This window comes from Paenibacillus sp. cl130 (assembly GCF_900116035.1).
GTDB classification, from domain to species: domain Bacteria; phylum Bacillota; class Bacilli; order Paenibacillales; family Paenibacillaceae; genus Paenibacillus; species Paenibacillus polymyxa_B.
The window spans coordinates 322,801-339,340 of record NZ_FOYG01000002.1 but is presented as its reverse complement, the minus strand read 5'-3'; the positions used below and the strand labels follow the sequence as shown (position 1 = coordinate 339,340).

The following is a 16,540-nucleotide window of genomic DNA, read 5'->3' as shown; positions in this document are numbered from 1 at the left end:
TGCTAAAATAGGAAGAATGAAAAATACTATCTGCGATCAAACAGAACTTAATGAAGAAGGAACGGGTGCAAACATTGATGAAACCTTTTATATATGATTTAACTCTGGAGGAGCTTCAGGACTGGGCCAAGAACAATGGCGAGCCTGCTTTTCGTGGAGGACAAATTTTTGACTGGCTGTATGTGAAGCGAGTCAATGATTTCAGCGAGATGACGAATTTGTCCAAGGCGCTGAGAGAGAAGCTTGAGGAGCAATTTAGTTTTGTGACGCTTAGTGAAATTACAAAGTTGGAATCGAAGGACGGTACAGTAAAATTCCTGTTCGGTTTGCACGATGATCATGCCATTGAAACGGTCATTATGAGACACAATTACGGAAACAGCATTTGTGTAACGACTCAAGTGGGGTGCCGGATTGGTTGTACTTTCTGCGCTTCGACGCTTGGAGGCCTCAAACGGAACCTGACGGCTGGTGAAATTACTGCACAGGTGGTGCAGGCTCAGAAAATTTTGGATAAAACCAATGAACGAGTGAGTAGCATCGTGATTATGGGCTCGGGCGAGCCTTTTGAAAACTATGAAGCGACCATGACGTTTTTACGTACAATGGTTCATGAAAAAGGTCTGAACATTGGTCAACGTCATATCACAGTGTCGACCAGCGGTATTGTACCGAATATTTATAAATTTGCCGACGAGGATACCCAGATTAATCTGGCAATATCCATTCATGCGCCTAATGATGCGCTTCGTTCGAAGCTGATGCCTGTAAATCGGCGTTATCCCTTTAAGGATGTTATGGATTCTCTACGTTACTATCTTGCTAAGACGGGGCGGAGAATTTCGTTTGAATATGCCCTGATTGGTGGTGTAAACGATCAGGCAGAACATGCTGAAGAGCTAGCGGATGTGTTAAAGGACATGCTGTGTCACGTCAATTTGATTCCAGTCAATCATGTGCCTGAGCGCAAGTATGTACGCACATCACGCAGTGATATTTTTAATTTCCAACGTATTCTTGCCGAAAAAGGCGTCAATGTGACGATCCGGCGTGAACAGGGTCACGATATTGCCGCTGCTTGCGGTCAGTTGCGTGCAAAGCATATGGAGTTGGGGTGAAACCATTTGATCAAAACAGTTCATGTCAGCCATGTCGGACGTGTACGTTCGGTGAATGAGGATTCTGCCTGGATCAGGCACTTGGAGCAAGGCTATATTCTTGGGATTGTTGCCGATGGTATGGGGGGGCATTTGGCCGGTGATACGGCCAGCCGCCTTGCGGTAGAGACACTTGCCGCTGATTTGGCGACGCTGGAGAGCGGATTATCCGCACATTCTTTGACGGCGGCGCTCAGCGACGCTATTTTGCATGCCAATGAAGTCATCTTCCAGACGGCTGCACGCGATGAAAAGTATCATAATATGGGAACGACAGTTGTTGCGGTTTTATTAAACGACGCATCCGGAATTATCGGACATATCGGTGACAGTCGTGCCTATGTCATTTCCAAAGGAGCGGTACGTCAGCTTACAGAAGACCATACTTTGGTTAATGAGCTGTTCAAAAACGGTCAGATCAGTAAGGAAGAACGGGAGAACCATCCTCGTCGCAATGTACTGACACGGGCGCTGGGCACTGATTCCGAGGTGAAAGTGGATATTGACTCCATTGCGCTGGAAAAAGGCGATGTACTGTTACTGTGTAGCGACGGATTAAGCAATCTGGTAACGGAAGAACAAATCAGCAAAGTAGTAGGTGCCGCAGAGAATCCTTTGGAGGAGCGCGCGGATCGTCTGCTACATCTGGCGTTGCTTGCCGGAGGAGACGATAACATTACTGTAGCTTTGTTTGAATTGCCCGACGACACGGTTTCATTGAGTGAAAAGGGGTGTGACGCATGATCGGGCACCTGCTAGGGGGAAGATACGAAATTATTGAGCGTATCGGTGGCGGCGGTATGGCGCTGGTGTATAAGGCTCAAGACATTTTGCTGAATCGCAATGTCGCAGTTAAAGTGTTGCGCCAGCAATTTGTTCATGATGAGGAATTTATTCGCCGATTTCGGCGTGAGGCGCAGTCTGCGGCCTCGCTTTCGCATTCGAATGTGGTCAGTATTTATGATGTCGGCCAAGAGGATGAAATCCATTATATTGTAATGGAGTGCATCGAAGGTAAAAATTTGAATGAGATTATTAAAGAACGTGCACCATTGCAAGTGGATGAAGCAGTACGGATTGCTTCCCAGATTTGTGATGCGCTGGAGCATGCCCATCAAAATCAGATCATTCACCGAGACATTAAGCCTCATAATATATTAATTGGACGTAATGGACGGGTTAAGGTAACTGATTTTGGGATTGCTAGAGCTGTTACGTCAACGACCATTACCCAGACGGGTTCTGTTGTGGGTTCTGTTCATTATTTTTCACCTGAGCATGCAAAGGGTGTCGTCACCGGCGAAAAATCGGACTTATATTCTTTAGGTATTGTCTTATATCAAATGCTGACAGCGCAGCTCCCTTTCCTGGGAGAAAGTCCAATTAGTGTAGCGCTCAAGCACTTGCAAGAGGAATTTGAGGAACCACGTAAAATTAATCCGTTGATTCCGCAAAGTGTGGAAAATGTCATTCTAAAATCCATGCGCAAAAATCCAGAAGAGCGTTATCAATCGGCAGACGAAATGCTAAAAGATCTGGAAACCTGTTTGCTGCCGGGACGGCGTAATGAATCCAAGCTGGAGTTTACACATTTGGATGATGAGGATCAAACACGGGTTATTCCGGCTATTAAGCCTCAACAATTAGGGATGTCTTCTAGTGGCGATGATGTACCTGCTCAACCGCGTGAGTCTGAACAGCTTCCGAGCAAGCAATCGTCCAAAAATAATAGAAAAAAAGCGATCTTGTGGGTAACACTAGTGTTGGTGTTACTTCTGTGCATGGGCGGAGTGGTGTACTATGTGCAAAGTGTACTTGTCGTGCCTGAGGTAAAAGTACCAGGTGTATTGACACAAACAGAAGACCAAGCGAAGGTTAATCTCAGTAAAGCGGGATTACTCATTGAGGAGCCAATCCAGCATGAATACAAAGAGGGAATCGCGCCTGGAGTTGTATTTTATCAAAGCTATCCTGCAGATTCTTTAGTCAAGGAAGGAACCAAGATTAGTCTGAAAGTCGGGATTGCCAAGCCGCTCACCCCGATGCCGGATGTCAAAGGCCAAAGCTACGAGAATGCTGTTAAGCTGCTGACCGCCCAGCAAATTAAGGAGACGCAGATTCAGCAAAATGAGCAGTTCAGTGATCAGGCCGCGGGGACCGTCCTTAGTCAGACACCCGCTGCAAATGAGCCATTTGATAAGGACTCAGTCCAGGTTGTGCTCACAGTCAGCAAGGGCGCTGATACTGTGAAAATGCCAAGCCTGATAGGGAAGACGCAGAACCAAGCAGAAAATGAGGTTAAAAAGGCAGGGCTGAAGGTTGGCTCGATTAAAGAAGAATTTAGCTATGAGCAGGAAAAAGGAAGAGTAACCAAACAGTGGCCGTCAGAGGCAGGCAGTGAGTTGCCACCAAATACGGAAATTACGTTTTATGTAAGCACGGGTTACCCGCCAGAAGCGATTACACTACCATTTAATGTGCCTGTTGCGCCGAAGGAAGAGGGCAAAAACAGCAAAATTCGTATCACTTATACGGATGCGCGTGGAGAAAATCAGGAATGGGGAAGCCGTACGATTAATACGACACAGATGTTCACTATCAATCTGCTAATGGCTCCGAACAAAGACAGTGTTGTCTCAGTATTTAGAGATGGTGACTTTATTGATACGTATCCAGTCTCTTATATTGAGGCGAAAAATGGAACGGTGACGATGCCCCAAATTGCTCCGCCTGCTGGAACTTCACCAACGGATACACCTGATGGTACTTCCTCGCAGAATGGAAGTGGAAACGGCGAGGAAGGTGATAGCGGGGGATCTTCTAATGATACTGGCAATAGTGGAGGCGACTCGAACAATCAGGAGGGCACAGGAGGTAATGGTGACCCTTCCGCCTTTGTTCCTGGAACGAATTCCACGGGGAGTACGCGCAGTGAGTTGGCGGTTAGTCATAAAAACAACCCAGGCCACGCAAAGAAGGAAAAAGTGATTGAGGCTGTTCAGCATCAGTAAACTTGCAATAGGAAGATGCTCAACCTGTTATACGCAATGAAACTTGAACATTATGAAGGAGGACATCTTACACATGCCTGAAGGTCTGATCGTCAAGGCGCTTAGCGGATATTATTATGTCTCCAGCCTGGATCAGGATGGGCGTCCGGTATCTGGCGAAGCTACAGTACAATGCAGAGCACGCGGCATTTTTAAGAAAAAAGAGATTACGCCTCTTGTCGGTGATCGGGTCGTTTACGAACTGACTGAGAACGGGGAAGGTATGGTCGAGGAGATTAGAAAGCGTACGACAGAGCTAATTCGTCCTCCAGTAGCTAATACCACGCTAGCCGTGCTACTGTTTTCCTTGCGTGAGCCGGATTTAAACCTGCCTTTACTGGACAAATTTTTAGTCCATATTGAGCACGCCGGACTGGATACGATTATCTGTCTGACTAAGCGCGATTTGTATGAAGGCAGCCCTTCAGAGGATGACACCGTGCTGGCCGTTCAGGAAATGTACCGGAAGATCGGTTATGAGGTGCTGGTGACCAGTGCCCGTACCGGAGAAGGGACGGCTGAGCTTAAGAAGCTGTTGGCTGGTCAAATCAGCGTGTTTTCCGGGCAATCAGGTGTAGGAAAGTCTTCCATGCTTAATGCTCTGGAGCCTGGGTTAACGCTGGAGACGAGCGCCATAAGCAATAAGCTGGGCCGAGGAAAACATACAACTCGTCATGTGGAGCTGATTCCTCTAGACAACGGAGGGTTTGTAGCAGATACACCGGGGTTTAGCCAGCTGGATTTTCTGGAGCTAGGTGTGGATGAGTTATCTCCCTGTTTTCGTGAATTCCAGCAGTATGCGGAAGGATGTAAATTTCGGGGGTGTACCCATATTCACGAGCCCAGCTGTAAAGTAAGAGAGGCCCTGGAAGAAGGCCATATTTCACAGGGACGATATGATAGCTATTTGCAGTTCTATCAGGAATTAAAAGAAAAAAAGCGGAGGTACTGAGTATATGTTAAAAATAGCACCGTCGATTTTATCCGCTGATTTTGCTCGCTTGGGCAGTGAAGTTGCGGAAGCTGAGGCAGGAGGGGCAGACTGGATTCATGTGGATGTAATGGATGGACATTTTGTATCCAATATTACACTGGGCCCACCTATCGTTCAGGCTATTCGTCCGCATACGACTCTTCCCTTAGATGTTCATCTGATGATTGAGCATCCTGAACGCTATATTGGCGATTTCGTAAAAGCAGGAGCCAACATCATCACTGTTCATGCTGAGGCCTGTGTTCATTTGCATGGTGTCCTTCACTTGATCAAGCAGCAAGGCGCTCTGGCTGGAGTGGCTCTCAATCCGGGTACTTCACCATACGCGATCAAGGAAGTGCTGCCAAATGTGGATATGATTCTGGTGATGACGGTCAATCCTGGCTTTGGAGGTCAGTCCTTCATTCCAGAGACGTTAAATAAAATCAGACAAATCCGTGCTTGGTTGAACGAACTGGGTCGTCCAGACGTACATATCGAGGTAGACGGAGGTATTGCGGAGGAGACGGCACCAGCCGTATTTGAAGCGGGGGCTGACGTGCTGGTGGCTGGGAGTGCGGTATTTGGCAGAACAGACCGCGCTGCGGCTATAGCTGCGATTCGGGACAGTGCAGCACGTTTGTCCAAGTGAAGCTGACCGAAGCATTGTGGATGACTGTAGCGAGCATGGCGACGGGGTTGACCCTTAGCTGTTTCTCGCTAGTGAAGGCTCCTTGGAATGCTGTTCTTTCACTTTTGGCTGTTCTAATTGTACTGTTTTATTTTCGGAAAAATGAACGGCGTGGTTTACGAATAGGTTTTGTAGTGTGCAGCGTACTTTATTATATCCTGTTTATTTTCATACTCTCAGCATATCTCTATATTCGCGGACTTGTCTGATGGTATAGCCTGGGATGGTTGTGCATAAATATGGTTACATGAGCGGGATTCTCATGTAGCCTTTTTTTTGTGGGGCAACAACCCTTGACAGGTTGCATAAACTACAGAGAACGGATGCAGGAGGATGATGGGGAGGGTGAGGCATGAAGTTTTACACAATCAAGCTGCCAAAATTTCTGGGTGGATTCGTTAAAGCCATTTTGAATACATTCCAGAAAAACTGAATTCAACGTAATGTAAACACAGGATGTAGGATGAAAGCTGGAGGTACACAGGGCATGCTTCCCGGGCACAACAGATAGGTAGCTCGGCAGTAAAAGATAGGAACGCACGGGAAGGTGCCTGACATTTTGTTCTCCTGAACCAGATGGATATTACTTTCGAATAACCAAAAAAGCACCCGTTTAAAACGAGGTGCCTTTTGTTTATAACGATATTTTTTTACGACTACACGCGAGTCACTTTACCGGCTTTCAATGCACGAGTGCTGACATAAACGCGTTTCGGTTTACCGTTAACGAGAATGCGAACTTTTTGTACGTTGACGCCCCAAGTACGGCGATTACGGTTGTTAGCGTGAGATACGTGGTTACCGCTGCCAGGCTTTTTGCCTGTTACAGAACATTTACGAGACATGATTCCACCTCCTATTCTGAAAATAACCAAATTCCATATGGAACGGGTCTCTCTTCAGGCCGACTGGGTCAGCCGGACTTTGTAAGTCACTAACCTGAACAAAACAATACTTAAATATAATATCATAGTCAAAAAAGCTCCGTCAACTGATTCAAAAACTTTATTTATTTCTCTTTCGCATTATAGTACAATATGGGATAGTTATTGCTGCGATTATTTTGTATTAAAATGGAATGTGAATTCTTATTCCAGTCATGCCGGCAGTTCAGAGGCGGGACTATAGTCATCATTCCAGCCGATGATTTATTGTTAGGCAGTTGACTGGTTTTTCATTTTATATGACCTGTAGAAGAACGACCAGACGTGAGTACAAAAGCTTACGAAAGTGTGATATTCGTATTCGTCGTCTGGCTTTAGTATAATTCAATTGAACCTGTACGCACAGTTGAATAAGGTGTTGTGAAGGTTGATAGTAAAACAAGTGTATTAAGCTAGGAAGGGGAATTCTCTTGAGTAATCGTTCTTTGAATGGAACAGATTTTACCGCAATGGTTTTAGCCGGGGCGGAACAATTACAGCAGCATGCGGAACATGTCAATTCACTAAATGTATTCCCAGTGCCAGACGGTGATACGGGAACCAACATGAATTTGACGATGAGCGCGGGCGTAACGGAATTAAAGAGGGGGGACTCTTCCTCCATCGGTGTCATGTCCGGCATATTATCCAAAGGTTTGCTGATGGGAGCCCGCGGCAATTCAGGGGTTATCCTGTCTCAGTTGTTTCGTGGCTTCAGCCGTTACGCTGCCCCATACGAGGAATTGAATACCCTTCAGTTCGCATCGGCATTGCAGAGCGGGGTGGATGCGGCCTACAAGGCGGTTGTTAAGCCGGTGGAGGGTACAATTCTTACCGTGGCGAAGGAAGCGGCCAGGCATGCTGTGTTTTTCTCGCGCCGGACGAACGACATCACGGAACTGATGGAAGAAGTGCTTGCCAAAGCGAAGGAAACGCTTGCCATGACGCAGGACATGCTCCCTGTATTGAAGCAAGTAGGAGTTGTAGATTCGGGTGGGCAAGGTCTTGTGTACATTTATGAAGGTTTTATGCAGTATCTTGGAAGCGGCTTGGTGACGTCTTCAACTGCAAAAAGTGATAATGTACGCACGGTTTTTGCTCCTCACGTATCGGAGAGACCTACTGCTACTGCAGTTGTTCCTTCCCCAGATGCGCCGATTTCTGCGCAAGCGAAGCTCGAAACGGATAATATTGAATTTTTGTATGATATGGAGTTTTTTATTAATCGACAATTGGGCGAAGCGCAAGGTACCGATTTTGATGAGGAAGCCTTCCGGAAAGCGTTAGCAGTAGATGGTGATTCTATTATCGTAATTTCAGACGATGATGTCATCAAGGTTCACGTGCATTCTAAGGCTCCTGGTGAAGTGCTGAATTTGGCACTGCGCTACGGAGAAATTACACAGATTCGTATTTTAAATATGCGCGAGCAGCATCGTGATTTGTTGTCTGCGGGTATGGATGTTGCTCCTGAGCCTGAGTGGTTTGCTGAAATACCAACAGAGCCTGCACGTGAGGAAGAGCCGTCTGAGCCCCCTGCTCATGAACTGGCATCCTTTGGTTTTATAGCTGTGGCTTCCGGTGAAGGAATTGCTGATATTTTCAGAAGTTTAGGCGTCGATGTTGTCCTTTCTGGCGGCCAGACAATGAATCCGAGCACAGAGGACTTCGTTAATGCGGCGCGCTCGATTGCGGCTCAACATATTTTTATTCTTCCGAATAATTCCAATATTATTTTGGCGGCAGAACAAGCACGTGAACTGCTAGAGATGGAACGTATGGTGTCGGTTATTCCGAGCAAAACAATTCCTCAGGGCATTGCGGCAGCATTTGCCTTCCAGGAGGAAGAGGCTTTTGAGGTGAATCAGGACAATATGCGTGACGCAGTCACCCGGGTGAAGTCTGGGCAAGTGACCTACGCGGTACGGGATACGACACTGGATGACCTGCATATTACAGCCGGGCATTACATCGGTATTCAGGATTCCAAAATTGTAGCGACCGAGGAACACTTAATGGCAACGTCCCGTCTTTTGCTAGCGAAAATGCTGGTGAATGGCGATGAAATTGTTACGATTCTCACAGGTTCAGACGCGAATCAAGAAGACACAGATCAGCTTGTTGCATGGCTTAAAGAAAATTATGCGGATGCTGAAGTGGAAGTTCATGAAGGTGGTCAGCCGATTTATCCTTATTTGTTCTCAGTGGAAACCTGATGTGCTTTAGCACGCCCATGGAAGTCCACAACAAAAGGAGGTCTGACTGATGAGCAGTACCATCATTTTGACGGATAGCACGGCTGATATTCCACCGGAATTAGCAGACCGTCTCGGTATAGTTGTTGTACCATTGACAGTGATGTTCGGCAGCACAGCTTACCTGGACGGCATTGAGATGTCAGCGTCGCAGTTTTACAGCGAACTAGTACGGGCTGATGAGCTACCTACGACATCACAGCCTTCACCAGCCCGTTTTTTGGAGACATACACGACGCTGTTGGAGCAATACCCCGAGAGCCAGGTTATCTCTATCCATTTATCCTCGGGTGTGAGCGGAACGTATCAGTCTGCTCTGCTGGGCAAATCCATGCTGGAGAAGCATGAACATAGAGTGACTGTGGTGGATTCCAAATCAGCTTCATACGGATACGGCATGCTAGTGGTTTATGCGGCAGAGCTGGCGGCTGCCGGGCACTCCCCGGCTGATATTGTTCGGGCTGTGGAACGTCGTGGGGAGCGCCGTCGTTTGTATTTCCTGGTGGATACCCTGGAATACTTACAAAAAGGCGGACGTATTGGCAAGGCAGCGGCAATGGTTGGTACGTTACTTAACATTAAACCGATTCTTTCGATTGACAAAGAAGGCACTATTTATTCGGTTGATAAGGCGAGAGGGCATAAAAAAGCGACAGCACGTATAATTGAACTACTGGAGCGGGATTTAAAAGGCCAAAAAATTAATATTGCTGTGGGTCATACGGCAGATCGCTCAGCGGCAGAAGCGTTCGTGGCTCAGCTGGCAGAGCATTTTGAGCTGGGAGATCGAATATATACTGAACTTGGCGCTGTGATTGGGACCCATGTAGGGCCAGGAACGATTGGCATTTTTGTATGGCCGGCCGGAGATGAGAGGTAATATGCTGCAATTGGATCAAATACCTTTAAAACAAATACATGGCGTGAGTGCTCTCAAAGAGGGAGAGCTTCACGCTTTTGGCATTTCTAACGTACAGGACATGCTGGAATATTATCCGTTTCGGTATGAAGATTACCGACTGCGCTCGCTAAGCGAAGTGAAGGATGGAGATAAGATTACAGTACAGGCCAAAATTATGGGCATTCCGGTGCTTCAGCGTTACGGGCGCAAATCAAGGTTGACTTGTAAATTGATGGCCGAGGATTGGATGTTTACCGCGACGTGGTTTAATCGGCATTTCATGAAGGAGCAGCTAACCTCAGGTCGTGAAATTGTGGTGACTGGTAAATGGGATCTCAAACGGATGCAGATGACTGTTGCAGATTCTGAGTTTCCTGATAAAGGAGTAGCCCGCTCGGGGACACTTCAACCGGTGTACTCTATAGGCGGCAAGATTACGCAAAGCTGGATGCGAAAAACAATGAGCCAGACACTCCAGCAGTTTGGTGAAATGATCCCCGAAATATTGCCTGAGTTGCTTGTGCGTAAATATAGTATGATGCCGCGCAAGCAGGCTATTGCAGGTATACACCAGCCTCAGGACAACCGCGAGGGGCAAGAGGCTCGTCGGCGGATGGTGTATGAGGAGCTATTTTTATTTCAGCTGAAAATGCAGGCATTCCGGGCGCTAAATCGTGGTCGAGCGGACGGGGTGGTACATACCGTGGATAACGCCACGATTCGTGAATTTGTAAGGGCTTTGCCTTTTGAATTAACGGATGCACAGAAGAAGGTAGAGCTTGAAATACTGCACGATCTACGCTCACCTTATTGTATGAACCGTCTGCTTCAGGGAGATGTTGGGTCAGGTAAAACAGTTGTTGCTGCCATCGGTTTATTTGCCACAGTACGTTCCGGTTTTCAGGGAGCGCTGATGGTGCCAACCGAAATATTGGCCGAGCAGCACATGCGATCGCTTCACAAGCTGTTTGAGCCCTTTGGAATCAGTGTGGGCCTACTGACTGGGAGTACAACCGGGAAGAAGCGTAAGGAGCTGCTAGCTGCTCTCCAAATGGGTCTGCTGGACATTGTAGTAGGCACCCATGCTCTCATTCAGGAGGATGTATATTTTCACCAGCTTGGGCTTGTTGTAACGGATGAGCAGCATAGATTCGGAGTGAATCAGCGTAGTGTACTGCGTCGCAAAGGCTATAATCCCGATGTGCTGACGATGACGGCCACACCGATCCCCCGTACGCTGGCCATCACTGCGTTTGGCGATATGGATGTTTCTACGTTGTCAGAGCGGCCGAAGGGGCGTATTCCAATTTCCACCTATTGGGTGAAGCACGAACTGATGGATCGGGTACTTGGTTTTATTTCCCGCGAGGTAGATCAGGGACGGCAGGCTTATCTGATTTGCCCGTTGATTGAAGAGTCGGAGAAGCTGGACGTACAGAATGCCATCGATTTGCATATTCAAATGCAACAGGCTTTTCCACATTACCGCGTTGGGCTATTACATGGACGAATGACTCCCGCAGAAAAGGAAGAAGTTATGCGTTCTTTCTATGCGAATGAGGTTCAGTTGCTCGTTTCAACGACGGTTGTGGAGGTGGGGGTAGACGTCCCAAATGCGACGCTAATGATCATTATGGATGCGGATCGTTTTGGATTATCCCAGTTACATCAATTACGTGGACGAGTTGGACGGGGAGCACATGCCTCGTATTGTGTACTGATCGCTGATCCTAAGTCGGAGGTTGGTCAGGAGCGGATGAAGGTTATGACCGATACGGACGATGGTTTTGAGGTTGCTAGACGCGATCTGGATTTGAGAGGGCCGGGTGACTTTTTTGGCACCAAGCAGAGTGGGCTACCCGAGTTTCGTTTAGCAGATATGGTAGCGGATTTTGAGGTGCTGGAAAAGGCGCGGGAGGATGCAACCGATCTGATCAAGGATTCGTCCTTTTGGACATCTCCGCAGTATGAAGCACTGCGCGGTTATTTGCAAAAAGAACAGATTTTCCAGGGGGATCTCATCGACTAATCCACCATGAATCATGAGGTTGTTCTAAACGTTTTAAACAGATAGGCACAATGGACAGGCTGGCCGTCATATATTTGGGAATGACCGAATGATATGGGAGGTGTGGCAACATTGAGCTATCAGCAATATGGAATTAGTCCGCAACTGGTGGAGCGGATTAAGTTGAAAATGAAGAATCGTGCGCTCAAGGAGCGGGTTAAGCAGCAGATTGAAGGTGTGACTAAAGCGGACCTGCAAAATAAAGCTAAGGTGCGTCATCTTGTGAAGTCCACTTCTGCTATTTTAAACGAGCGTTTGACAGCTGCGCAGGAGGAGCAATTGACCGCCTTCGTATTGGCACAAAAAATTGATCCGTCCAATACATTCCATCTAATCAAGCTGTGGGGAATGTTCCGTTGATTGCTATTTGAAGAGGTGCTTCAAAGCGCTCTCCATGTTTTTTTGTGAAGCACAGATGAAAAAAGGATTGCCTGATATCAGGCGATCCTTTTTGGTTTGTATTAGTTCATTCCCCGGGCAATAGCTAGTGTGTGCTTATCATGAGACTTTTATTTGTAATGACCGCCAATTTTGATAGACCGTTCCATGGCCTGTCCGGCATCTGTTAACGACGATGCGCGCATGATGATGGACTGACCGTACCGATCCTTTAAAGTGTCCGTCACCTTTTCCAAAGCACGGGATCGCTCCTGATCCTCAAAAAAATCCAGCTGATACAGTTGATCATCCACCAATCCGCTTAAAGTAACCCCTGCGCGCTTCACGGGCATATGATTCCAAAAAGTATAAAAGATTTTTTTAACGGTTTCATATACCTTTTGGGTATGGTTTGTAGGATCGGGTATCTTCATTTGTCGGGAGAATCCGGTTGGTGCCTCGTAGGGACTGCATATACAATGAACAGTCACAACCGAGCCCATATATCCTTTGCGGCGGGCGTCCCGACACACCTCCTCTGTTAGTTCAAGCAGGATGGTTTCCACTTCCGCAGGCTGGAGATAGTCGCGGGGAAGAGTCATCATATGACCGATGGATTTGGGAGGTGTATTAAATGTTTCCGGCTTGACCGGGCTGTGATCGATCCCGTTAGCAGTTCGCCATATCACCTCTGCCTGAATATCGGACTGCTTGCCGAAATGAGACCGGAATCTGTCCTGTAGCCGGGGTAAGGGAGTACGTGCAATATCTCCAATGGTGTGTAGTCCAAGCTTCTCCAAATGCCGTTCCATGCGCGAACCGATGCCGAACATAAGACGTACTGGCTGAGGCCACAGCAACGCTGCAATATCGGATGTAGGCAACAAGAAAATGCCACTGTCATTTTTTTTAGCCCATATATCTGTTGCGGTTTTAGCCAGCATTTTGTTGGAGCTGATGCCAATTCGAATCCATACTCCTGTTTGTGCCAGTACCTTTTGCTGAATTTCACTTGCAATACTCACCGGATCCCCTAACAGGGAGAGGCTTCCGCTCATATCCAGAAACTGTTCATCAATGCTGAAAACCTCAACCAAATCCGTATATTCATTATAGATTTCTGTTATTTTTAATGAGACATCGATATAATGCTGCATACGTGGGCGTACAATGATAAGGTCAGGACATTTTTTCACCGCTTCTCCCAGGCGTTCTGCTGTAGATATACCGTATTTTTTGGCCAGCGGACACGCAGCTAAAATAATGCCTGAACGAAGTGCAGGGTCACCGGCCACAACGAGTGGCTTATGTTGGTATTTGGGATCATCTGCTTTTTCGATGCTGGTATAAAAACTTTGGCAGTCCGATAAGAATATGGTTCTATTTCTGCTTTCCTTCAAAAATCCGACCTCCTCTCCTGATATGTGTGGGTCATCCTTCCAAAATATTCTTGAATGTATACTCTTATAGTAGTATTATATACAGAACAAGTGTTCCTAATACAAATGTATTTTTTGGAACGTTACAGTTTACGTAAAACCTAACATGGCGTATCATAATATCTTGAGCAAAAACAAGTGGAAATGAATGAATATTGAGGGGAGAAAACCATTTTTATGAACCCAAAACGTCGACCATCATCTCAAAAACGCAGTAGGTGGCGTATTTTTGGCAGAGTTTTGCTGATTAATATCAAGTGGTTCTCGTTTGCGGGTGTACTTGGAGTGCTGTTTGCTGGAGGTCTTATATCCGGTTATGTGGCGGCACTGGTTCATGATGAACCTGTACGATCACGTCAGTTGATATATGAAAAGGTAAATGAGAACGCTCTGACCAGCTTTGTATTTTTTAATGATCAGGTAACTCCGGTTGGAAGAATGCGCATGGAGGAGGATCGACAGCTCGTTGATCTGAAGGATGTTCCTCAGTCTATTGTGGACGCCCTCATTTCAACGGAAGACAGCCAATTTTATGAGCATCGTGGTGTGGATTTAAAGGGAACAGCTCGTGCCGTTAAGCAGAAGCTTTTGAATGAAAACCGCCAAACAGGCGGCAGCACACTGACGCAGCAGGTAGCCCGAAGGGTTTTTCTCAGTCTGGATAAGACGGACAGTCGCAAGGTGAAGGAAATGCTGCTGGCACTGCGTATGGAGCGGTTTATGGGCAAGGATAAAATATTAACGGCTTACTTAAACAAAATGCCTTTTGGTAATGGTTCCGCTGGTTACAATTTATATGGAATCAAGTCTGCTTCGTTAGGGATTTTCAATGTAAGTGATCTACATAAGCTTCATATTGCTCAGGCGGCTTATTTGGCAGGTCTCCCGCAACTGCCATCTGTTTATTCCGCTTTTGATGGTAAAGGGAACTTCGATGAAGAAGGCTTCAATAAAGCGATGGAGCGCCAACGTGTCGTGTTGGGAAGAATGCTGGCAACAGGTAAACTTACGCTATCCGAATATAACGAGGCGCTTCAATTTGATGTGAAAGCCACTCTTGCGCCACATCGCGAAAAAAGTTATAACACATTCCCTTATTTGATGCTGGAGACAGAGCGGGAAGCAGCCCAATTGTTAGCGCTCCAGCAAAATCCCGATATCACGGCAGCCGAGATTTCCAAGCCTGAGCATGCCGAGCTTCTTCAAAATACGCGAGAAGAGTTGCAACGGTCCGGCTATCGAATTTATACAACGATAAATAAGAAAATTTATAACAATATGCGGCAGATTGCAGCCAATCCACAAAATTTTTCTCCATACAGTAAGAAGAAGGGATTAGAGCAGATTGCAGCAATCATGATTGATCATAAAACAGGGGCTATACTCGGTATGATCGAGGGCAGGGATTTTAATACCGAGCAAATGAACTATGCAACTCAAATGACACGTCAGCCCGGTTCTGCCATGAAGCCTATTGCTGCTTATTTACCTGCTTTGGAAAAGGGCTACACTCAGCCAGCCGGTCTTATTGATGATTCACAAATCATATTGAAAGACGGGCGTAAAGGTTATCATATTCCTAAAAATTATAACAGACGGTACGAGGGGCTTATGACAGCCCGTGAAGCACTCAATCGGTCAATCAACATCCCTGCGCTGAGGCTGTTCTTATATGAAGTTAAAATTCCAAATGCTTGGAATTTTGTGCGTTCTCTTGGAATTACGACGATTCAGCCGCAGGATGAACATGCTCAGACAGGGGTTTTGGGTGGACTAAGCAAAGGGGTATCCGTCGAGGAACTGACCGCAGCATATGGAACGATTCCCAATATGGGTGTATATAATGCACCTCATCTGATCAGCAAAATTACGGATGCCAACGGGAAGATCGTATATGAATTTAAACCGCAGACGAAGCGTGTATATTCGCAGCAAACCGCATTTTTGATGACGGATATGCTCAAAACGGTTATATCAGATCCGAGGGGAACCGGCAAACGCCTGCAAAATGCTTTTAAAAGCTACGGTGCCATTGATATCGCCGGTAAAACCGGTACGACACAAAACTTTGGTGATGTGTGGTTTATGGGGTACACACCTGACGTTACACTAGGCGTCTGGGCTGGTTACCGCCAACAGGTTAATACATTATCTCAAGAAGGCCATTCCAGAGCACAGTCAGTGTGGGCACTGATCATGAATGAGGCGGTCAAGGACCAGCCTGAGCTTTTTAAGAATAAGCACTTTATACGGCCGGAAGGTGTTGTAAGAGTTACGGTTTCTAGCCTTACAGGTAAGCTGCCAGGGCGTTATTCCCGTCAATCGGGTCAACTCGTGACTGACTGGTTTAATCAAAAGTATGTGCCTACCGAAGTTGGAAGAGAACAGCTTCCGCGTTCTGCTAGACCAGTGGTCCCATCTAAACCAGATATCAAGGAAAAAGAAGTCCCAGAGGTTGAGGTACCTGCAATAGATCAAGAGAAAATTCCACCAGAGGAAACGGATCCTACTGTTCCTGACGCAGACACAGAGATAGATATGCCTGATGAGAATAAAGATTTGCCATCTACAGCTACTCCGCAACCTTCTGTTGAGAACGAGCAGGTGACTCCTTCTGAATCACAAAGCCAGAGTGAGACTCCAAAAACCAAATCTGACGAAGTTGTTTATCCTGAAATAATATCTGATCAACCCAAAAACTAAAC

At 46.6% G+C, this 16,540-nt stretch carries 13 protein-coding genes; 11 read left to right on the top strand and 2 right to left on the bottom strand.

Annotation, left to right across the window (positions count from 1 at the left end):
• The first annotated feature begins 77 nt into the window (after nt 1–77).
• From rlmN to spoVM, 6 genes are all read left to right on the top strand, one after another.
• A complete protein-coding gene (gene rlmN, locus BM358_RS07990) occupies nt 78–1,118 on the top strand; it encodes a dual-specificity RNA methyltransferase RlmN (protein ID WP_013310887.1) in 1,041 nt (346 codons plus the stop codon).
• Between the two features lie 6 nt (nt 1,119–1,124).
• Nucleotides 1,125–1,901: a Stp1/IreP family PP2C-type Ser/Thr phosphatase gene (locus tag BM358_RS07985; protein WP_025723490.1), complete on the top strand. Its 777-nt coding sequence runs from the start codon at nt 1,125–1,127 to the stop codon at nt 1,899–1,901.
• Nucleotides 1,898–4,168: a Stk1 family PASTA domain-containing Ser/Thr kinase gene (gene pknB / locus BM358_RS07980; protein WP_028540564.1), complete on the top strand. Its 2,271-nt coding sequence runs from the start codon at nt 1,898–1,900 to the stop codon at nt 4,166–4,168. The genes BM358_RS07985 and pknB overlap by 4 nt, the downstream gene beginning before the upstream one ends.
• Before the next feature lie 73 nt (nt 4,169–4,241).
• Nucleotides 4,242–5,159 (top strand): ribosome small subunit-dependent GTPase A, encoded by a 918-nt coding sequence (gene rsgA, locus BM358_RS07975; protein ID WP_023989300.1) that lies wholly within the window; start codon nt 4,242–4,244, stop codon nt 5,157–5,159.
• Between the two features lie 4 nt (nt 5,160–5,163).
• The gene (gene rpe, locus BM358_RS07970) at nt 5,164–5,832 is read left to right on the top strand and encodes a ribulose-phosphate 3-epimerase (protein ID WP_028540565.1); all 669 of its coding nucleotides are present in this window, start codon (nt 5,164–5,166) and stop codon (nt 5,830–5,832) included.
• A 391-nt stretch (nt 5,833–6,223) separates the two neighbouring features.
• The gene (spoVM, locus tag BM358_RS07960) at nt 6,224–6,304 is read left to right on the top strand and encodes a stage V sporulation protein SpoVM (protein ID WP_010345573.1); all 81 of its coding nucleotides are present in this window, start codon (nt 6,224–6,226) and stop codon (nt 6,302–6,304) included.
• A 223-nt stretch (nt 6,305–6,527) separates the two neighbouring features.
• Here spoVM and rpmB read toward each other — a convergent pair whose 3' ends face one another.
• On the bottom strand, nt 6,528–6,716 hold the full coding sequence (rpmB, locus tag BM358_RS07955) for a 50S ribosomal protein L28 (protein WP_013310881.1): 189 nt from the start codon (nt 6,714–6,716) through the stop codon (nt 6,528–6,530).
• Nucleotides 6,717–7,225: 509 nt separating this feature from the next.
• Here rpmB and BM358_RS07950 point away from each other — a divergent pair.
• From BM358_RS07950 to BM358_RS07935, 4 genes are all read left to right on the top strand, one after another.
• Nucleotides 7,226–9,010, top strand: a complete 1,785-nt coding sequence (locus BM358_RS07950; protein WP_028540566.1) for a DAK2 domain-containing protein — start codon at nt 7,226–7,228, stop codon at nt 9,008–9,010.
• 49 nt (nt 9,011–9,059) lie between these two features.
• Nucleotides 9,060–9,929 carry a DegV family protein gene (locus tag BM358_RS07945; protein ID WP_023989297.1) on the top strand — a complete coding sequence of 290 codons (870 nt, stop codon included), beginning with the start codon at nt 9,060–9,062 and terminating at the stop codon, nt 9,927–9,929.
• A 1-nt stretch (nt 9,930) separates the two neighbouring features.
• A complete protein-coding gene (recG, locus tag BM358_RS07940) occupies nt 9,931–11,979 on the top strand; it encodes an ATP-dependent DNA helicase RecG (RefSeq protein WP_028540567.1) in 2,049 nt (682 codons plus the stop codon).
• A gap of 111 nt (nt 11,980–12,090) precedes the next feature.
• Entirely contained in the window at nt 12,091–12,378 is a 288-nt protein-coding gene (locus BM358_RS07935; RefSeq protein WP_013310877.1) for a stage VI sporulation protein F, read from the top strand.
• Nucleotides 12,379–12,527: 149 nt separating this feature from the next.
• On the opposite strand, the gene BM358_RS07930 is transcribed toward BM358_RS07935, so the two are convergent.
• The gene (locus tag BM358_RS07930) at nt 12,528–13,796 is read right to left on the bottom strand and encodes a DNA polymerase IV (protein ID WP_028540568.1); all 1,269 of its coding nucleotides are present in this window, start codon (nt 13,794–13,796) and stop codon (nt 12,528–12,530) included.
• Nucleotides 13,797–14,012: 216 nt separating this feature from the next.
• Here BM358_RS07930 and BM358_RS07925 point away from each other — a divergent pair, with 216 nt between their 5' ends.
• Entirely contained in the window at nt 14,013–16,538 is a 2,526-nt protein-coding gene (locus BM358_RS07925; RefSeq protein WP_028540569.1) for a transglycosylase domain-containing protein, read from the top strand.
• The last annotated feature ends 2 nt before the right edge of the window (nt 16,539–16,540 follow it).